This is a genomic window from Celeribacter baekdonensis (assembly GCF_900102315.1).
In the GTDB taxonomy this organism is placed as follows: Bacteria; Pseudomonadota; Alphaproteobacteria; order Rhodobacterales; family Rhodobacteraceae; genus Celeribacter; species Celeribacter baekdonensis.
Genome location: NZ_FNBL01000004.1, coordinates 107,635 through 124,982, shown reverse-complemented (window position 1 = coordinate 124,982; position 17,348 = coordinate 107,635). Strand labels below are relative to the sequence as shown.

Genomic DNA, 17,348 nt, shown 5'->3' with positions numbered 1-17,348 from the left:
TTGCGATGTTTGATCTGATTCCGGATATGGCTGCGAAACGGGCGGAGTTGACACCCGAGGCTCTTGCCTTTCACGACACCACGACGGGCCGTGACTGGAGCTTTGCCCGGATCAACGAAGCGGCCAATGCGGTTGCCGACGGGTTCTTGGCACGCGGCTTGGCCGAGGGCGATCGCGTTGCCATCCTTTGCCAGAACCGGGCGGAATTCTTCATCACGCTCTTCGCCTGCCAGAAGACCGGCGCCATCCTCTGCCCGCTGAACTGGCGCCAGCCGGTGAAAGAGCTGGTGGAGACCCTAGCGCCGGTGGGCGTATCGCTGATGCTGACTGATGCGGCCTTCGCCGCCACGGCCCGCGACACAGCCGAGGGTCTCGGCGTACCGGTTCTGACGCTGGAAGAGGATCTCGCCAGATGGATCGAGGTGGGCGGTCCGGCGCTGACGGCGCTTGTCCCGGCAGAGCGGCCCTGGTATCTGCTCTCCACCTCCGGCACCACGGGGCTGCCGAAATCTGTGATCCAGACCGCCCGCATGGCCTGGGTCAATACGGTCAATATCGGGCAGGCCATCAACATCGCCTCCACCGACCGGGCGGTCTGCTACCTGCCGCTCTTCCACACCGCTGGCATCAATCTCTATACGCTGCCGATCTTCCTGAGCGGTGGCAGCTCCACCATCCTACCGAAGTTCGAGGTCGGTGTGGTGCGGCACCTGCTGGCATCGGGGCAGATCAACCAGTTCTTCGGCGTGCCCGCGATCTACCAGGAGCTATCGCTGATGGCGGATATTGGTGCGATGGACTGGGCGTCGATCCGTTGCGGCTGTGGCGGGGCGCCACTGTCGGAGCCGCTGATCCGCTTCTTCGCGGAGAAGGGTGCCAAGGTCCTGAACGGCATGGGCATGACGGAGACCGGTCCGACCGTCTTCCTGATGGACCCGGTCCAGGCCGATCGGAAAATCGGCTCTGTCGGGAAGCCGCAAAGTCTGGTGGAGGTGCGCTTGGCCGGTGTCTCCGACAGGGCCGAGGGCGTGGGCGAGTTGCAGCTGCGCGGGCCGGGCATCACGCCGGGCTACTTCGGCAACCCCGAGGCCACGCGCAAGACCTTCACCGCGGACGGCTGGCTGGCGACGGGGGACGTCGCGCGGCGGGACGCGGATGGCTACTACTTCATCGTCGATCGCATCAAGGACATGTTCATCTCTGGCGGCGAAAATATCTATCCCGCCGAGGTCGAGCGCGTGCTGAACCAACACCCTGCCATCCTTGAAGTGGCGATCGTGGGCGTGGCGGACCAGAAATGGGGGGAGGTCGGCGCGGCCTTCGTCATGCTGAGGCCCGGCCAGAGCCTCGATCCGGCCACGTTGCGGCCCTGGTGCCGGGAACGGCTGGCCGGATACAAAGTGCCCGCGCATGTGCGGATCGTCGCGGATTTTCCGCGCACGGCGGCGGGCAAGATATGCAAACCCAAGCTGCATGAGGGTCTCTAGAATGATTGATTTGCAAGAGCGGTGGACGCCGACACAAGCGGATTTCGACGCCTTCGCCGCCGTGTCGGGGGATGACAACGCGATCCATGTGGACCCGGCCTTCTGCGCCGAAACCACCTTCGGGCGCACGGTCAGCCACGGCATGCTTCTTTACGCGAAGCTCAGTGGGATGTTGAAACGGCATGACGCGGGACTGACCCAGGTCAGCCAGACGCTGATGTTCCCGAACCCGGCCTTCACCGGTGAGGAGTTGATCCTGAGCATCAAGGAGGATGCCTCGGGACACCTGCGGATGCAGGTCACCCGCGCGCAGGATGGGGCCGAATGCCTTACGGGGGAGGCAGTGGTGACATGCTGATGGTTGGACAGACGGCGCAGATCACACGCAGCTACAGTAAGGACGACTTGGCGGCCTATGCCGCGCTGAGCGGCGCTGGCAGCAGCTCCGATCATGTGCCCGAGCCGCTGATCGCGGCGCTCTTTTCCTACCTGCTGGGTGTGGAGCTGCCGGGGGCGGGCACCAACTACCTCAAGCAAGAACTGAGTTTCAAAACTGACGCACCGCTTGTCGGTCCGCTTGTGGCTAAGGTCGAGATCATGCGCCTACGGCCTGAAAAACACCTCGTAGACCTTTGGGCCTGCTGCAGCGGCCCCGATGGCACTGTCATCTGTGAAGGCCGCAGCTTGGTAAAGGCAAAGGATGTGGCTGGCGCATTCTAAAGCGTCACGCCTTTAACCTGAGACAGGGAAAAGGCGTGACGCTGCCCGACATATCAATGGTGTGGGCGTTTCGCCCTAAACCCGTGATTCAGGTTTATGGCGGAACGCTTTAGCTGTACCCTTCTGCCTCAATTCTCTGACAGCCGCCAAACCAAGTGTTGAAAAGCGCCGGATTGATGTCGAACGCCATCCTGTAAGTCGCGAAAACAATGGCTTACATAACCTTAAGGCGCCAAACTACGTGTCGCTGACATCCATTTTGGACACGGCAATGATTTCGTGATCTTTGATTATCAGGGCTGCTGTGCGCAAATGATTTCTGGTACGGTCTCCAAAGGCGCTCATCCCAGATAGACCGTACCAGACGGATAGGAAATCCGCTTTGGTTTGCGTGTCGCAAGCAGGAAACCCAGCGTCAGAGGCCCTACGCGTCCAACAAACATGATGAACATGATGACAATGCGGCCGGTTGTGTCGAGGTCACCGGTCACCCCACGTGACAGCCCGACGGTCCCAAATGCCGAGATGGTCTCAAAGGCAACATCGAGAAATTCGCCCTCATGGAAGACGAGCATGACGAAAAGGGCAAAAAGGATCAGCAGGACACTCACCATTGCGAGGGCAAGAACCTTCATCACCTGATCGGCGCCCAACCTGCGCCGGAAAACGTCAAGATGCTGATGTCGTTTGAAGAAAGCATAGGTAGCAAGAAGCAGGACGATAAATGTCGTGACCTTTATGCCGCCACCCGTCGAGGTGCTGCCTGCGCCGATGACCATCAGCGTCATGAACATGAGGGTCGTGCCATCGGTCAGACTACCGATATCAACCGTATTAAACCCTGCAGTGCGTGTTGAGGCGGCTTGAAACCAACTGGCCCAAAGGCGGGACGCCCAATCGAGTTGCCCCAATGTGGCAGGATTACTCCATTCCATCACCGCGAAGGCCGTTGTGGACCAGATGAGGAGTGATGCGGTCCCCACAAGCATCAGCTTGGTATGCAGTGCGAAACGATGCCATTTCCGGGTTCGCCAGATATCAGTGGCAACCGTGAAACCGAGACCTCCCAAGATAAAGAGCAAGGGGACCACGATATTGATCACTGGATTGCCCACCCATTGGCTCAAACTGTCGGGAAAGAGAGCAAAGCCGGCATTGTTGAAGGCAGAGATCGAGTGAAAGAGTGAGTGCCAAATCCCCATACCCCAGCCGAACTCAGGAATGAAAACCAACGCGAGCAGAGCCGCGCCGATCAATTCACAGAGCAGAACGACACGGAGGATCATTTTGGTCAGTTCGAGAAGGTCGGTCGCAGAAGTCTGGTTCAGATCTTCACGCAGATACAGATGATGGGTAAACCCCACCGGCATCCCGAGCATGGACAGGATCAGCACGGCGAATGTCATCAAGCCAAGTCCACCAAGCTGGATTAGAAAAGCGATCGCGACTTGGCCGAAGATGGTGAAATTGCTTCCGGTGTCGAGAACGGCAAGACCTGTGACAGTCACAGCCGAAGTTGCCGTGAACACCGCATCGGACCAGGTGATTGGAGCGGTGGTAGAAAACGGCAGCATCAGCGTCACCGCGCCGAGCACGATGAAGGCTGCGTAGATCAGAACAAGAACGAGTGGCGGAGGAAGGTGCGAGACCTTCCGTTTTGCAACAGGGCGCGACATAGATCAGCTCCCGTAGCGGAGATCATCCCCGAAATGACGAAGGTCAACGCGCTTGCCGAGCAGCAGGAGTTTGTCGCCTTCCTTGAGTTTCAGATCACCGCTTTCGCAAGAGAGGAACTGATTCTCGCGCATGGCGCCAAGCGGTCGCAGATCGTATTTTGAGAATATGGCAGGATCGTTCACAGGCTTGCCGTCAAGCCGCGCAGGAACCTTGAAGTCGACAACATGGTATCCGTTGCCAAGGCTGACATAATCCCGCACCAGCGGGTTGTGCAGCATCTGGGCGATATGCTGACCAACCTCTTGTTCGGGCAGGATCACCCGATCCGCGCCGAGTTTGGTCAAGATGCGGTGATGTGTCCGGTTCAGGGCTTTGACCCAGATCGTCTCTATGCCGAGCAGTTTGACATTCATGGTGCACAGGATGTTCGCTTCGAGGTCTTCACCGATTGCCACAATGGCAACATCGTAATTCCCCACACCAGCTTCCTTGAGGGCCGCTTCGTCCTTGCCATCCGCAATGATCGCTTCGGTCAGTGTATTGGCCAACCGCGTGACATGCCGTTCATCGGTATCAATCCCGAGCACAGGGTTGCCAAAGCGGGCAAGTTCACTGGCAACTGTGCTGCCAAAGGTTCCAAGGCCGATCACGGCAAAGCTTCTGGTTTTCAAAGGTCCGGCCTTCCGGCTGTTAATGTTGCCCGCATGTAACGCGCTTTTTTGAGGAAATGGCAAGTTGATGGTCCAAATTGGCAACCAACGGTCCATTACATTCTGTGTGGCGGCTCGAAACTTGATGCGGCCCGTTATGAACAAAGTATCGGACAGGCTTGAACTCCACACACAGCCGCGCCAGATCAATAACCGTTGAGCGTGCTTCAAGGACTGGTCTTGGATCGCGCACGGCTTCCAAAGATGCGGCGCGTTGTTGCCCCCTCTTTTTGCAGAGCTGCCATTTACAGAGCTGCCATCGTCATATTTTGGCTCCGCAACCCGACCTCAAACTGTGCAAGTCTTGCATTAATGCATCCGTTGCTGAGATTTGCCTTATCGATTGTCATAGAGGCGTTGGACATTTGCGCGAACTCTGATAATCGGCTTCCAACGAACATGGAGCCGGGTGAAATTCCCGGCTGGCTCCTCCGGCCGCCTATCCGCCGGATAACCCATCAACAGATGACATCAACAAAGACCGCTGGAATTGGCTGGCGGCCTATGGATACAGAACTGTTCATGATCTCTCTTTCTCAATACAAGCGTCAGTGGACGCATAATATTCGCGGTGATCTTCTCTCTGGACTCGTGGTGGCTCTTGCCCTCATCCCCGAAGCGATCGCCTTTTCCATCATCGCGGGCGTGGACCCCAAAATAGGCTTATACGCCTCATTCTCTATCGCGGTGATCGTTGCGATCACTGGCGGCCGGCCGGGTATGATTTCGGCAGCGACCGCTGCGACGGCCGTTCTCATGGTGACGCTTGTGCGTGATCACGGGCTGGAATATCTGCTCGCGGCCACTGTGCTGGCGGGGCTTTTGCAAATCGGCGCGGGGCTGTTGAAGCTGGGCTATGTCATGCGTTTCGTGTCGAAATCCGTCATGACGGGTTTTGTGAATGCCTTGGCCATCCTGATCTTCATGGCGCAATTGCCGGAACTTGATCCGGCGAAAGTGCCGATGTTGACCTATGCGCTGGTGGCTGGCGGCCTTGCCATTATCTATCTGTTCCCGCGGATCACCAAGGCCATTCCCTCGCCGTTGGTCACCATCGTGGTGCTGACGATTTTGACCCTTGTGATGGGCTGGGATGTGCGCACTGTCGGTGATATGGGCGCGCTGCCCGACACGCTGCCGGTGTTCCTGATCCCGGATATTCCGCTCACTTTCGAGACGCTGTCGATCATCTTCCCCTACTCCGTCGCGGTCGCCGTTGTTGGCCTTCTGGAAAGTCTGATGACACAGCAGATCGTCGATGAACTGACCGACACGCCCTCGGATCGCAATCAAGAGTGCATCGGGCAGGGCATCGCCAACACCGCCACCGGCTTTATCGGCGGCATGGCGGGCTGTGCCATGATCGGCCAGTCGGTCATCAACGTGAAATCCGGCGGTCGCGGGCGGCTTTCGGCCTTTGCCGCGGGTGTCTTCCTTTTGATCATGGTTGTGGCGCTTGGCGATATCGTGGCGATGATCCCGATGGCAGCCCTTGTTGCCATCATGATCATGGTCTCAATCGGGACGTTCTCATGGTCGTCTATCAAGAACCTGCGCGAGCATCCGAAATCCTCGTCCATCGTGATGCTGGCGACGGTGTTTTTCGTGGTTTACACCCATAATCTCGCCATCGGCGTTCTTGTGGGTGTTCTGCTTTCGGGCATCTTCTTTGCCTGGAAAATTGCGCAACTGTTCCGCGTCCGCAGCGAGGTCACACCGGACGGCAGCCACCGCACCTATACCATCGAGGGCCAACTTTTCTTTGCGTCCTCTGAGGATTTCATGAAGGCCTTCGATTTCAAGGAAGCGCCGGAGAAGGTGACGATCGACGTGAGCCGTGCCCATATCTGGGATATTTCCTCGGTTGCGGCCCTGGACATGGCCGTGCTCAAATTCCGCCGGGAGGGTGCAGAGGTCGAAATCATTGGCCTCAATGAAGCATCCGAGACCATCGTCGACAAGCTTGCCGTCCATGACAAGCCGGGCGCGATGGATCAATTGATGGGCCATTGAGGGAGAACCAGACCATGACAACGAAAACACTTATCGCCCTTGTCGACGGCTCTGCCTATTCAGAGAGCGTTTGTCGTCACGCGGCATGGATCGCGGACAAGACCAAGTGGAAGGTCAAACTCTATCACGTGATGAATCGGCGCGATGACGTCGAAAAACAGGACCTGTCCGGGGCAATCCGGCTGGGCGCACGCAGCGAACTTCTTGCGCAACTCTCCGAACTCGATGCGGCGCGGGCAAAGCTCTCTCATGCGCATGGCCGTGCCATTCTTGAAGATGCCAAGGCACTCATTGTAGGCGATGGTGCTACCGAGGTGGAAACCCGTCTGCGCCAGGGGGATCTGGCTGAGACGGTGACAGCCAAGGACGAAACCGGCGACATGATCGTGGTCGGCAAACGCGGCGAGACTGCAGGCCTTGCTCTGGAGCACCTCGGTTCCAATCTCGAACGCATCGTGCGCGCCAGCCACAAACCGGTGTTCATCGCCAATCGGGCCTTCAAGCAGATCGAAAAGGTGCTGGTGGCTTTTGATGGCGCAACTTCCTCGCTCAAAGCGGTGGATTTTATCGCACGCAGCCCGCTTTTTGTGGGGCTGAAGGTTGCGCTTGTGTTCGCGGGAAAGGACACGCCGGAGATGACGAAAGCGCTGGACAGTGCCGTCTCAACGCTCAAGGCAGGAGGCATTGAAGCCGAAACGATCATTCAAAGCGGCGAGCCCGAAAAAGTTCTGTCGCAACTGACGGCGCATGAGGGGTATGATCTTCTGGTCATGGGGGCCTATGGCCACAGCCGCATTCGGTCTTTCCTTATTGGGTCGACCACGACGGAAATGATCCGCTTGTGCCATGTGCCTGTGTTGATCATGCGATGACCTGATCGCCATTGACCGAGACTGCGGGGCGCTCGATCCGAACGCCCCGCCGCAGTTCAGATCACCGCCGAAACGGTAAATTCGGTCATCATACCCGTCGCCAGATGCGGCATATGATGGCAATGCAGCATCCAGCGCGCGGCCTCGCCAGCATCGAGTGCGACATCAATCATCGACATCGGTGGTACATAGACAGTATCCCGTAACGCACCCGCATATGCGCGTCCGTTCAAGCCGATGACTTGAAACACGTGGCCATGCAAATGCATCGGGTGGCCCATCATCGACATATTATGGAACGACAGCACGACACGCTCCCCGGTGCGCGCAGTGACCGGCCTGTGTTGCCCCCAGACGGCGCCGTTGATCGTCCAGATATAGGGCTGCATCGCACCGCCGAGCATCAGCATATGAGTGCGATCCACGGCCCGGTCCGGCAGGGCGTCCAGCGGGATCAGGCGCGATTCCTGTGCCAGATCGGTGTCGAAGGCGGGCGCATCGGACTCTGCGACAGAGTCAAGTTGCCGGATTTCCGCCCCCTGCGTGGCGAGGATCAGGCCGGTGCGTTCGCGGGCGCCTTCGCGGCGGGCAAGGATCGGCCATACGCCGCCGCCAGCGGGCAGGTCAATCTCAACGTCCAGCCGCTGACCCATGGCCAGCCCGAACCGCGTACCCGAGACTGGCTGGATAGCATGCCCGTCCACCGCGACAAGCCGCGCCTGCGCAGTACCCGTTTCGATCCAGAACACCGTGGCCGCGGACGCGTTGATGACCCGGAGCCGGATGCGACCGCTCCGCTCGACCTGCACCACTTCCGGGTCCGACAGCGTCCGGTCGTTGGCAAGATAAGCGTCCCAGTCATAATCGTTCAGGTCCATGGCCATACCGTCCATGCCCATCATCCCGCCCATGTCCGGCATGTTGCCGATTGCACCATGATCCATGTCCTGCATCGGCATGACATGCGTGGGGGACGCGTTGGCGTCGGCACCATGTTCTGCGCCGTGCCCACCCGCATGGCCGCGGCTGATTTCCGCAAGAACCTCTTCAGGTGTCTTAAACGAGAAATCATGGAGGAACATCACGACCTCTTGCCGGTCGGTGGTCAGATCCTCGGGCGAGCGGACAATCAGTGGTGCGGCGAGCAGTTGCATTTCTTGTGTGGGCACATGGCTGTGCATCCAGTGTGTGCCCGGCCGCGCGTCGAAGTCATAAGACCGGGTCTCGCCCGGTGCGAGCAGGGGCATGGGCATGTCTGGCACACCGTCCTGTACGTTGGGCGGGATCTGGCCGTGCCAGTGGATGATCGTGCCAACGTCAAGAGTGTTGGTCAGATCGACCCGGAACCTTTGTCCGGGGTTGAGTGTCAGCCCTTGACCTCCGGGACCGGCAAGGCCCAAGACGGTCGCCGCTTGCCCGTCAATGTCAAGTGTGCGGGTGGTGGCGGACAATTTGAAAGGGGCCAGAGACTGCGCGATGGCAGAATGGGGCATCTGTACAGCGGCAATTGCCGAAGCACTTGCGGCAAGAAAACCGCGTCGTGAAAAGGTGTTCATGGTCGTCTCCTCGGGACATGCCGTCCCGTTCTGAATATCGATAGGACGCCGCAGGCTTTGGGCCTGGACGCACTTAGACGTTAGAAGAGACGGAGCTTGGGAGGGCGTTCGTTCAACCCTGGGACATTCACGACGTGGTTCGTATCGGGCGGGAAGGCATGGGTGGCAGAGCCGTAAGCGTGTCCGGCCACCGTCCCGTTCGCAATCAGAAAGGCGGACAGGCCCGTGCAAACCATATTGCACATTGCCTTGTCCGTAGATCCACAGTCGTGCTTTTCGCCATAGGCAGGATGCCCACTGTCAGTCGAATGGATCATCTCACTCAGATGCGATGCGTGATCCGGACCAGTTGTCAGATTCATGCGCGCTGCATGTGCCGAGGCCACCATCGTGACCACGGCGATCAAAACTATGGAAAAAAGGGTCACAAGACGGGCTGACATGCGAGAAAGATAGGCATTGCTCAGGCGAATGTCCATGGCCGCGCCGCTTGTCGGCGTTGGTCACCGATGACAAGTTTAGTCCCCGTTGACAAGCACCTTTCTCCCATCTTCGCGCCATTCCGGTAACCCGCCTTCAAGGCGCCGGGCATTGAAGCCATGCTTGCGCAGGGCGGTGACCGCCTGATGGGCATAGACACAATAAGGTCCGCGGCAATAGGCCACGATTTCGGTGCTTGGGTCGAGCGTCGATAGGTGCCGCTCCAACTCTGCAAGCGTCGTATTGCGTGCACCCGGAATATGGCCCGCAGCGAATTCGTCGGCGGGCCGGACGTCCAGTACGGTCACAGACCCCTCGGCAAGCCGCTTGGCCAAATCCTCTCTGGTGATCGGTTCGGGCGCGTCCTGCCCATCCGATAGTCCCCGCAAAATCTGATCAACCTGTGCGAGGTTGCGCTCGGCGACGACGCGCAGAAGGTCCATCAGGTCCAGCGTCTTCGCATCCGTCAGCCGGTAGATCACGGCCTTGCCCTCGCGGCGACTCGTCACCAGCGCCGCGCGCCGGAGCTGTTGCAGATGCTGTGAACAGTTAGCGAGTGTGAGGCCAGTCTTTTCCGCAAGCGCCTCTACCCCACGCTCTCCTTGGGCCAGTTGTTCGAGCAGCATCAGCCGCGCTGGGGCTGAGAGGGCGCGCGCAACGAGAGCGTATTCTTCGAGAAGGGCAATTTTCGGGCTGGTTGACACAAGTCGCATCCTGACGTTAGAACAATCAAGCAATCAATTGAATGATAGCGAATCCATCGCCCTGTGCAACCCTTGAGGCCCGTGCTGATGCCCCAATCTATCCTCAGTGCCGAACCAACCATCCGTCTTGCGGCCTTTCTGGGCGTTTTGGTGGCGATGGTACTATGGGAAATCGCCGCACCGCGCAGGCGGCGGGACATCCCGCGCGTTATCCGCTGGACCAACAACCTTGCGTTGGTGGTGGTTGATACGATCCTTTTGCGGCTCAGTTTCCCGATCCTCGCGGTCGGCCTTGCCGTGATGGCGCAGGATCGCGGTTGGGGTCTTTTGAACAACGTCGATGTGCCTGTCTGGGTCTCGGTCGGTGTCTCGATGCTTCTGCTCGACTTGGCGATCTACCTCCAACATGTCATGTTCCACGCCGTCCCCGGGCTTTGGCGGTTGCACCGGATGCACCATGCCGACCTGGATTTTGACGCGACGACGGGTCTGCGCTTTCACCCGGTGGAAATCCTGATCTCCATGGGGATCAAACTGGCGGTGGTCGCAGCCCTTGGCCCGCCTGCCGTGGCGGTGCTTCTGTTCGAGGTAATCCTGAACGCAACGGCGCTGTTCAATCATGCCAATATCGACCTGCCGCGCGTGGTGGACAGGGTGCTGTGCCTCATCGTGGTGACGCCCGACATGCACCGCGTCCACCATTCCGTTGATCCGCGCGAGACAAATTCGAACTATGGCTTCAACCTGCCTTGGTGGGACCGTCTGCTGGGCACCTATGTCGCGCAACCCGCGAAAGGGCATGAAGGGATGAAGATCGGCATCGAGCAGTTCCGCACGCGCCGCGACCTCTGGCTCGACCGGATGCTGGTTCAGCCCGTCCGCGGCCCGGCTTCGGGCCATGCGCTCGATCCACTCATCGCCGTGAAGGACGCAGAATGACATATACCCTTGGTATCCGCGAGAACCTGCGCCCGTTTCTGGAACAGCTTTTGCAGGTGTTTTTCGTCGGCCTGACCATCGGCATCCAACGCACCGTCATTCCGGCACTTGCCGAAACCGAATTCGGCGTTGTTCAGGGGTCAATGACCGCGATCTTTGCCTTCATCGTGTCCTTCGGGATCGTGAAAGGCACGATGAACTTCGTCTCCGGCCGCTTGTCGGAACGGGTCGGGCGGCGCCGCGTGCTGATCTGGGGCTGGCTGGTGGCGCTGCCGATCCCGTTCATGATCCTGTTTGCGCCCACTTGGAACTGGATCGTGGCAGCCAACGTGCTTCTGGGCGTCAATCAAGGGTTTGCCTGGTCGATGACGGTCACGGCCAAGATGGACATCGTGAAAGGCTCCGAACGTGGCCTGGCCACCGGGTTCAACGAATTCGCGGGCTATGGCGGCGTGGCGTTCGCGGGCCTTGTGACCGGATATCTCGCCAGCTCTTTCGACCCGCGTCTCAGCCTCTTCATCTTCGGACTTATCGTGATCCTCACTGCGTTGGCGGCAAGTCTATTCGCGTTCACCGAAACGCTGCCCTATGCCCGTGCCGAGGCCGCGCGGCACACATCTGGCGAAACCATCGGTCCGCGCCCTCGCTATGTCGAAGGGCGGGACAATCCTTCGTCTCGCCAGATCTTTGCCCTCGTTACATGGCGTAACCGCACCTTCATGGCGCTGGCGCAGGCGGGCAGCGTGGAAAAATTTGTTGATGCGCTGATGTGGGCGCTGGTGCCGGTGTTCATGGTCGCCAAAGGCGCAAGCCTGATCGAGATCGGTTGGGTGACGGGCATCTATGGGTTTGTCTGGGGGGGTAGCCAGCTTTGGACAGGGCCGCTTTCTGATCACTTTGGGCGCAAGTGGCCCACAGTTGCGGGGTTTTTCCTTTGCTCTGGCGGTGTCTTGGCATTTCCGTTTTTTGCCACGGTCGGTGGCTGGGCCGTGGCGGCGGCGGTGACGGGCGTCGGAATGGCGCTGCTTTATCCCACCCTCATTGCGGCGATGGGCGACATCGCACACCCATCCTGGCGCGGCTCGGCGCTTGGCGTCTATCGTTTCTGGCGGGATCTTGGCTATGCCATCGGGGCGCTCTCCATGGGGCTGATCGCGGATGCGTCGGGGATGCTCGAAGCCGGGTTCTGGCTGACCGGGTTTGCCATGGCCGGGTCCGGCCTTTGGCTGATCATCGGGATGGAGGAAACCCATCCGCGTCTCAATCCCTCAACTGACCAGGAGCCAACGCGTGCCTGATACCCTGACCCGCCGTTTCGGCTTTATGTCTATCCTTCTGGGGGCCACGTCACTTGCGCTTCTGGCCGTCGCGGTCTGGGGGTTCCGTGCGGGCGGCTGGCCCTGGCCTCAAGCCTATGACCTTGCCGGTTGGGCCGTATGGGTGGCCATTGGCGGCGTCATTATTGCGCTGGCTGGGCTGGTGGTTCGGGGGTGCGGATGGCCCGGCGGCGGTGGGATCGTCTTGCTGGGGCTGATCCTGTCGTTGCCGGTCACGGGGCTTGGCACCGCGTTCGAGATCGCTGCGCGTATCACGCCGCCGATCAACGACATTTCAACCGACACCGAGGACCCGCCGGTCTTTTGGTTCACCGCCACGCCCAGCGACTACCCGGCGCAGAACGCCGGGCCGCAACGTGCCGCCTATCCCGATGTACGCCCGCTGGACCTGCCGTTCTCTTCTGACGATACCTTCGCCGCTGCACTTGCGCTGGTCCAGGCCCGTGGGTGGGAGGTGCTGTCTGACGATCCGTCCGAGGGCCAGATCGAGGCCATCGCGCGCAGCCGAATCTTTGGCTTCGAAGACGAGGTGGCGATCCGTGTCACCGAAACGGACAGCGGCGCCCGCATCGACATGCGCTCGCGTTCGCGCCTCGGCCAGATCGACCGCGGGGCCAACGCCCGGCGCATCGTAGCCTTCTTGTCAGATCTCGAAACGCGCATCCAAAACTGAGGACCGACCATGAAACACCTGATCTTGCTGAACGACCCGCCCTATGGCACCGAGCGCAGCTTCAACGGGCTGCGCATGGCTCACGCGTTGGCCAAGAACGACCCCGAGGCCGAGATCACCGTGTTCCTGATGGTCGGCGCGGTGCTTTGCGCCAAGGCGGGGCAGAAGACGCCGGACGGTCAGCGCAGGGCGCGGACATGCTGAACAAGCTGGGTCACCCGGACGCCTTCTGGCTCGAAGGCGGTACGAATGGCTGGCTTGCGAAAAACACCTGAACACCAAGAAACCGGAATGGAGGAGACCTCGGATGAAACTGAAACACCTACTCTTGGCGACGACCGTCGCATTTGGCCTTAACGCGGTGCCTGCCGTAGCACAGGATACGGCCATAGACGCCATGCAGGAATACTTGATGTTCTCGGATTACGAAGCCGGCATCATCCTGCCCCAGCAGCTCGATCAAACCGTCTTTGAGACCGCGCTTTTCGTTGACACCCGCGATGCGGGCCAGTTCGAGGAAGACACGATCCCCGGTGCCGTCAATATTGAGTGGCGAGAAGTGCTTGACCGGATTGAGGAAATCCCCGAGGACCGCATGACCATCCTCTTCTGCAATACCGGTAGCCTGTCGGCGCAGGCCGCCTTTGCGCTGCGGGTGGCGGGGCGGTCGAATGTTGTGGTGATGCAGACCGGCTTTACGGGCTGGCAGCAGGACGCGGCTTATAAACCATAACCGCTTATCCGCGGTGAGGCAGCAGGATCAGCGCGCTCCCGAGCAGACAGAATGCCAATCCGGTCAGATCCCAGCGGTCTGGCCGGTTTCCTTCTACCAGCCACATCCAGACCATAGACGCAGCGATATAGATTCCACCATAAGCCGCATAGGTGCGCCCAGCGATGTCACTCTCGGTGCGGGTCAGTGCCCAGGCAAAGAAAGCCAGGCTTGCGAGGCCTGGCATCAGCCAGAGCGCGGATTTGTCGAGTCGCACCCAGGCCCAGACAGCGAAACATCCCGCGATCTCAGCAATGGCTGCCGCAATGAACCAGACATAGGTCATTCTTTCGTCCCTTTCCGGCGTCGGGCCAGTTCCCGGTAGAGCGCTTCGCGGGTCACGCTCAATTCATGCGCGACATCCTGCCATCGACCTTTTTGGGGCAGAGGGTTTCCGGCCCCAAGCCAGGCGTCCAGCCGGTCGGCCACTTTCGGCAACGACCGGATTTCTGATCTGAACCGTGCAGCCTGAACCCCTCGGGCCAGCGTGGCGGCCCAGGTCGCGGCGAGGTCGGGGTCCGCTGCCAAAGCAGACAGAAAAACAGACTTGGGCAACGTCTGAACGATGCTGTCTGTCGCCGCAATCGCATCACAATGGTAGCTGTCTGAATAGGCCGATGCCTCAGCCAAGACCATTCCCGGCGTGGCTCTTTGCAGAACCATTTTCGTACCATGCACCGTATGACGGCACAGATGAATTTGCCCCGCATTCACCATAAACATCTCGGACACAGGTGCGGCGCTGCGAAATAGAACCTTTCCAGCGGCGAGATAAACGGATCGTGATCCGGCGAACAGGGTTTCCAAACTCATCAACATGATTATGATCATATGAAGGATGTGACAGGCCTGCAATAAAGGAGGCAACTGGAAAGGCGAGAACACCCATGAAACGGATTCCACTGACATTCATTGCTTTAACCTTGCCCTGCTTTGCCCTTGCGCAGGACGAAATGGACACCAACCATGCGCGCCATTTCATCCAACAGGACGCCCCACAGTTGAATGAAGGCGGACAATCCGCCTTTGCTGCTATTCAAGAAATCACGACCGCGCTGATGGCCAATCCAGCGACAGATTGGAGCACGGTGGATGTCGAGGCTCTGCGCCGTCACCTGATCGACATGGACAACGTCACGTTGCGTGCTGATGTTGCGACAGAAGAGATCGACGGTGGGGCGCGGTTTGTCGTGACCTCCACCGATTCGGCCACCGTGGCTTCGATCCGCGCGATGGTGCTCGCGCATGTGGCCACAATGAACGGTGTGGAAGGATGGGCCATGCAGGCGGAAGAGGTCGAAGGTGGAGCGGTCATGACCGTCACCGGATCGGACACAGCCCGCATTCGGGGCCTTGGCTTCATCGGATTGATGACCGTGGGTATGCACCATCAGGCCCATCACATGGCACTGGCATCGGGCCAAAACCCCCACGATCACTGAGATTTCCAAAAAAGGCATTGCCCATCTGGCCGGTGCGTTGCCCTGTCTCGTTCACTCTCAGAACTGTGACCCCCAACGCGGATGCGCATCGTCGATGACAAGCGGGTGGCTGTGATGCCGATGCCCCTGAAGATGCGGGTGATCGAGCGGCAGGTTGTCGTGGGTGTGTGCGATAATCTCCGGGTCCTCGACTTGCCAAAGTCGAAGCGCCGTCACAATTCCAACTGACGCCACCGCTGCCAAAACCACGAGTGCAGGCACTGTCCCGAAAGCCGTCATCAGCCAGCCGGACAGCGGGTAGGTTACTAACCAGCAGGCGTGTGACAGTGCGAATTGCGCGGCGAAGACTGCTGGACGGTCCTCGGCATGGGCCGAGCGGCGCAGTAATCGGCCCGAGGGCGTTTGGACGGTGGAATAGCCAAGGCCGATGACCAGCCAGATACCCAACAAAAGTGGCAAGCTAAGGCCAACTGACATGATCGCTAGTGCGAGGAAAACAAGCGCTCCGACCATGGCCCACGCTCCGGCAACCATCACGGGCCTGTCCGCAGTACGATCCAACACGCGCGGCAAAAGCAGCGCTGCGATCATGCTTCCCATGCCGAAGGCAAACATCGTCCAGGCCAGCGCGCTTTCACCTAACCCCAACTGCCCCCGTACAAGAACCACAGAGTTCACCAACACCATTGCCCCGGCACTGGACACCGCGAGATTCAACCCCAGAAGCCCACGCAGGCGCGGGGTGGCGAGGTAGATACGGATGCCGCGCGTGGTGCGGTCATAGATGCCGCGTGGCTCGGACGCTTTGGGACTGGGCAACAGGACCGAGACCACGAGCAGGGCAGAGGCCGTAAACCCGACCACGGTGCCAAAAAACAGGCTGTTGTAGCTCATCACCGCGAGCAGAAGCGCGGCGAGGGTCGGGCTGACGATGTTTTCGAGATCATAGGCCAGCCGCGACAGAGACAGCGCGCGGGTGTAGCGCGCGTCCTCGGGCAGAACATCGGGGATCGTGGCCTGAAACGTGGGCGTAAATGCCGCCGAGGCCGATTGGAGCAGGAAGATGAGGACATAGACCTGCCAAACCTCGGTCACGAACGGCAGGCAAAGCGCTGTCGCTCCACGCACCAGATCAAGCGCGACCAGCAGCGCACGACGGTTCACACGGTTCGCGAAGGCCCCGGCAATAGGCGCAATGCCGACATAGGCCACCATCTTGATGGTGAACACGGTGCCCAGCACCATCGCGGCTCCGTCGCCCGCCAGATCATAGGCCAAAAGCCCAAGCGCGACCGTGGCCAGTCCCGTACCCAAAAGGGCCACGACCTGTGCGAGGAACAAGTGACGATAGGTGCGGTCAGACAGGATATCGAACATTTGGACCCCTAAAGATAACGGGAAATGGCTTTGAGTTCAGTCCGGTCATGGCTGTCTTCAGCGTTGAGGCATTGATCCATGTGATCATGAATCAATGCCTGTTTGGCGTTTCGGATTGCGCTTTCCACGGCTTGCAACTGCTGCGCCACATCAAGACAAGACCGCCCGTCCTCGATCATGGAAATGACCGAGCGCAAATGCCCTTCGGCGCGCTTCAGTCGGGATACGACCTTGGGGTGGCTTGTATGGGTGTGAGATTGTGTCATATGCATTGGTATCCTCCCCGGGGGGATGGCGCAAGACGCCGAACACGCGGCATGAGCAGAAAGGGACAGGCAGACCCATGTGAACTGGCGAAGCGAGATCGCGTTTGATGCGCCGGGCTTGTTGCCCTGCCGATACCGTGGCCTATTGTTGGAAGGATTACCGTATCAAAACGGGCAATCGTCAAAAGGTCATGGGGCTGGCCGCGCCCAATTTCATCAAACGTATTGCATGGGTTTTGCCAATGCCAAGCACACTTACACCATTTACCAATGAAAGCGACTACTTTGAGAGCGCATGGCAAGTCGCGGATGACGGCAGGCAT

At 59.5% G+C, this 17,348-nt stretch carries 20 protein-coding genes and 1 other annotated feature; of the genes, 11 read left to right on the top strand and 9 right to left on the bottom strand.

The window, feature by feature from the left end:
• The first annotated feature begins 5 nt into the window (after window positions 1-5).
• The 3 genes from BLT54_RS09165 to BLT54_RS09155 are packed head-to-tail and all read left to right on the top strand — an operon-like array spanning window position 6 to window position 2,207.
• Window positions 6-1,487, top strand: a complete 1,482-nt coding sequence (locus BLT54_RS09165) for an AMP-binding protein (RefSeq protein ID WP_074644461.1) — start codon at window positions 6-8, stop codon at window positions 1,485-1,487.
• 1 nt (window position 1,488) lies between these two features.
• A complete protein-coding gene (locus BLT54_RS09160; RefSeq protein WP_074643929.1) occupies window positions 1,489-1,845 on the top strand; it encodes a MaoC family dehydratase in 357 nt (118 codons plus the stop codon).
• Window positions 1,839-2,207, top strand: a complete 369-nt coding sequence (locus BLT54_RS09155; protein ID WP_074643925.1) for a hotdog family protein — start codon at window positions 1,839-1,841, stop codon at window positions 2,205-2,207. The genes BLT54_RS09160 and BLT54_RS09155 overlap by 7 nt, the downstream gene beginning before the upstream one ends.
• A 341-nt stretch (window positions 2,208-2,548) precedes the next feature.
• Here the strand turns inward: BLT54_RS09155 and BLT54_RS09150 are convergent, their stop codons facing one another.
• Window positions 2,549-3,883, bottom strand: coding sequence for a TrkH family potassium uptake protein (locus tag BLT54_RS09150; RefSeq protein WP_074643922.1), 1,335 nt, complete (start codon window positions 3,881-3,883; stop codon window positions 2,549-2,551).
• Window positions 3,884-3,886: 3 nt separating this feature from the next.
• Window positions 3,887-4,651, bottom strand: coding sequence for a potassium channel family protein (locus BLT54_RS09145; protein WP_083351772.1), 765 nt, complete (start codon window positions 4,649-4,651; stop codon window positions 3,887-3,889).
• Between the two features lie 341 nt (window positions 4,652-4,992).
• Window positions 4,993-5,050: a sequence feature (sul1 is cis-regulatory element that is thought to sense ions involved in sulfur or methionine metabolism; They are found in Alphaproteobacteria), on the top strand.
• 66 nt (window positions 5,051-5,116) lie between these two features.
• Here BLT54_RS09145 and BLT54_RS09140 point away from each other — a divergent pair.
• Window positions 5,117-6,607 (top strand): SulP family inorganic anion transporter, encoded by a 1,491-nt coding sequence (locus tag BLT54_RS09140; RefSeq protein WP_074644453.1) that lies wholly within the window; start codon window positions 5,117-5,119, stop codon window positions 6,605-6,607.
• A gap of 14 nt (window positions 6,608-6,621) precedes the next feature.
• Complete coding sequence (locus tag BLT54_RS09135) at window positions 6,622-7,479, top strand: universal stress protein (protein ID WP_074643918.1); 858 nt, start codon at window positions 6,622-6,624, stop codon at window positions 7,477-7,479.
• Between the two features lie 56 nt (window positions 7,480-7,535).
• On the opposite strand, the gene BLT54_RS09130 is transcribed toward BLT54_RS09135, so the two are convergent.
• From BLT54_RS09130 to BLT54_RS09120, 3 genes are all read right to left on the bottom strand, one after another.
• Window positions 7,536-9,035: a multicopper oxidase family protein gene (locus BLT54_RS09130; protein ID WP_074643915.1), complete on the bottom strand. Its 1,500-nt coding sequence runs from the start codon at window positions 9,033-9,035 to the stop codon at window positions 7,536-7,538.
• A gap of 80 nt (window positions 9,036-9,115) precedes the next feature.
• Complete coding sequence (locus BLT54_RS09125; RefSeq protein WP_074643912.1) at window positions 9,116-9,514, bottom strand: hypothetical protein; 399 nt, start codon at window positions 9,512-9,514, stop codon at window positions 9,116-9,118.
• A 39-nt stretch (window positions 9,515-9,553) separates the two neighbouring features.
• Window positions 9,554-10,228 (bottom strand): ArsR/SmtB family transcription factor, encoded by a 675-nt coding sequence (locus tag BLT54_RS09120; RefSeq protein WP_176832858.1) that lies wholly within the window; start codon window positions 10,226-10,228, stop codon window positions 9,554-9,556.
• 78 nt (window positions 10,229-10,306) lie between these two features.
• Between BLT54_RS09120 and BLT54_RS09115 the strand changes: the two genes are divergently transcribed.
• The 5 genes from BLT54_RS09115 to BLT54_RS09095 all read left to right on the top strand — a co-directional run bounded on the left by BLT54_RS09115 (window position 10,307) and on the right by BLT54_RS09095 (window position 13,901).
• Complete coding sequence (locus tag BLT54_RS09115) at window positions 10,307-11,158, top strand: sterol desaturase family protein (RefSeq protein WP_074643905.1); 852 nt, start codon at window positions 10,307-10,309, stop codon at window positions 11,156-11,158.
• Complete coding sequence (locus tag BLT54_RS09110) at window positions 11,155-12,456, top strand: MFS transporter (RefSeq protein ID WP_074643901.1); 1,302 nt, start codon at window positions 11,155-11,157, stop codon at window positions 12,454-12,456. Before BLT54_RS09115 ends, BLT54_RS09110 begins: the two co-directional genes overlap by 4 nt.
• A complete protein-coding gene (locus tag BLT54_RS09105; protein WP_074643898.1) occupies window positions 12,449-13,168 on the top strand; it encodes a DUF1499 domain-containing protein in 720 nt (239 codons plus the stop codon). Before BLT54_RS09110 ends, BLT54_RS09105 begins: the two co-directional genes overlap by 8 nt.
• A 9-nt stretch (window positions 13,169-13,177) precedes the next feature.
• Window positions 13,178-13,372, top strand: coding sequence for a DsrE family protein (locus BLT54_RS09100; RefSeq protein ID WP_074643894.1), 195 nt, complete (start codon window positions 13,178-13,180; stop codon window positions 13,370-13,372).
• Window positions 13,373-13,475: 103 nt separating this feature from the next.
• Complete coding sequence (locus BLT54_RS09095; RefSeq protein ID WP_074643890.1) at window positions 13,476-13,901, top strand: rhodanese-like domain-containing protein; 426 nt, start codon at window positions 13,476-13,478, stop codon at window positions 13,899-13,901.
• 4 nt (window positions 13,902-13,905) lie between these two features.
• Here BLT54_RS09095 and BLT54_RS09090 read toward each other — a convergent pair whose 3' ends face one another.
• Window positions 13,906-14,226 carry a YnfA family protein gene (locus BLT54_RS09090; RefSeq protein ID WP_074643886.1) on the bottom strand — a complete coding sequence of 107 codons (321 nt, stop codon included), beginning with the start codon at window positions 14,224-14,226 and terminating at the stop codon, window positions 13,906-13,908.
• Window positions 14,223-14,759: a Crp/Fnr family transcriptional regulator gene (locus tag BLT54_RS09085; RefSeq protein ID WP_176832857.1), complete on the bottom strand. Its 537-nt coding sequence runs from the start codon at window positions 14,757-14,759 to the stop codon at window positions 14,223-14,225. The genes BLT54_RS09090 and BLT54_RS09085 overlap by 4 nt, the downstream gene beginning before the upstream one ends.
• A gap of 68 nt (window positions 14,760-14,827) precedes the next feature.
• On the opposite strand from BLT54_RS09085, the gene BLT54_RS09080 reads away from it, so the two are divergent.
• Entirely contained in the window at window positions 14,828-15,382 is a 555-nt protein-coding gene (locus BLT54_RS09080) for a hypothetical protein (protein WP_074643883.1), read from the top strand.
• 57 nt (window positions 15,383-15,439) lie between these two features.
• On the opposite strand, the gene BLT54_RS09075 is transcribed toward BLT54_RS09080, so the two are convergent.
• Both BLT54_RS09075 and BLT54_RS09070 read right to left on the bottom strand, forming a co-directional pair.
• On the bottom strand, window positions 15,440-16,759 hold the full coding sequence (locus tag BLT54_RS09075) for an MFS transporter (RefSeq protein WP_074643879.1): 1,320 nt from the start codon (window positions 16,757-16,759) through the stop codon (window positions 15,440-15,442).
• An 8-nt stretch (window positions 16,760-16,767) separates the two neighbouring features.
• The gene (locus BLT54_RS09070; RefSeq protein WP_074644445.1) at window positions 16,768-17,025 is read right to left on the bottom strand and encodes a metal-sensing transcriptional repressor; all 258 of its coding nucleotides are present in this window, start codon (window positions 17,023-17,025) and stop codon (window positions 16,768-16,770) included.
• Between the last annotated feature and the right edge of the window lie 323 nt (window positions 17,026-17,348).

Bases quoted from the DNA above. Each gene is read 5' to 3' on its own strand.
- BLT54_RS09145 (WP_083351772.1), bottom strand. From the start codon at position 4,651: ATGGACCGTTGGTTGCCAATTTGGACCATCAACTTGCCATTTCCTCAA.
- BLT54_RS09115 (WP_074643905.1), top strand. From the start codon at position 10,307: ATGCCCCAATCTATCCTCAGTGCCGAACCAACCATCCGTCTTGCGGCC.
- BLT54_RS09135 (WP_074643918.1), top strand. From the start codon at position 6,622: ATGACAACGAAAACACTTATCGCCCTTGTCGACGGCTCTGCCTATTCA.
- BLT54_RS09155 (WP_074643925.1), top strand. From the start codon at position 1,839: ATGCTGATGGTTGGACAGACGGCGCAGATCACACGCAGCTACAGTAAG.
- BLT54_RS09150 (WP_074643922.1), bottom strand. From the start codon at position 3,883: ATGTCGCGCCCTGTTGCAAAACGGAAGGTCTCGCACCTTCCTCCGCCA.
- BLT54_RS09165 (WP_074644461.1), top strand. From the start codon at position 6: ATGTTTGATCTGATTCCGGATATGGCTGCGAAACGGGCGGAGTTGACA.
- BLT54_RS09085 (WP_176832857.1), bottom strand. From the start codon at position 14,759: ATGTTGATGAGTTTGGAAACCCTGTTCGCCGGATCACGATCCGTTTAT.
- BLT54_RS09100 (WP_074643894.1), top strand. From the start codon at position 13,178: ATGAAACACCTGATCTTGCTGAACGACCCGCCCTATGGCACCGAGCGC.
- BLT54_RS09125 (WP_074643912.1), bottom strand. From the start codon at position 9,514: ATGGACATTCGCCTGAGCAATGCCTATCTTTCTCGCATGTCAGCCCGT.
- BLT54_RS09140 (WP_074644453.1), top strand. From the start codon at position 5,117: ATGATCTCTCTTTCTCAATACAAGCGTCAGTGGACGCATAATATTCGC.
- BLT54_RS09090 (WP_074643886.1), bottom strand. From the start codon at position 14,226: ATGACCTATGTCTGGTTCATTGCGGCAGCCATTGCTGAGATCGCGGGA.
- BLT54_RS09160 (WP_074643929.1), top strand. From the start codon at position 1,489: ATGATTGATTTGCAAGAGCGGTGGACGCCGACACAAGCGGATTTCGAC.
- BLT54_RS09080 (WP_074643883.1), top strand. From the start codon at position 14,828: ATGAAACGGATTCCACTGACATTCATTGCTTTAACCTTGCCCTGCTTT.
- BLT54_RS09070 (WP_074644445.1), bottom strand. From the start codon at position 17,025: ATGACACAATCTCACACCCATACAAGCCACCCCAAGGTCGTATCCCGA.
- BLT54_RS09110 (WP_074643901.1), top strand. From the start codon at position 11,155: ATGACATATACCCTTGGTATCCGCGAGAACCTGCGCCCGTTTCTGGAA.
- BLT54_RS09095 (WP_074643890.1), top strand. From the start codon at position 13,476: ATGAAACTGAAACACCTACTCTTGGCGACGACCGTCGCATTTGGCCTT.
- BLT54_RS09075 (WP_074643879.1), bottom strand. From the start codon at position 16,759: ATGTTCGATATCCTGTCTGACCGCACCTATCGTCACTTGTTCCTCGCA.
- BLT54_RS09130 (WP_074643915.1), bottom strand. From the start codon at position 9,035: ATGAACACCTTTTCACGACGCGGTTTTCTTGCCGCAAGTGCTTCGGCA.
- BLT54_RS09120 (WP_176832858.1), bottom strand. From the start codon at position 10,228: ATGCGACTTGTGTCAACCAGCCCGAAAATTGCCCTTCTCGAAGAATAC.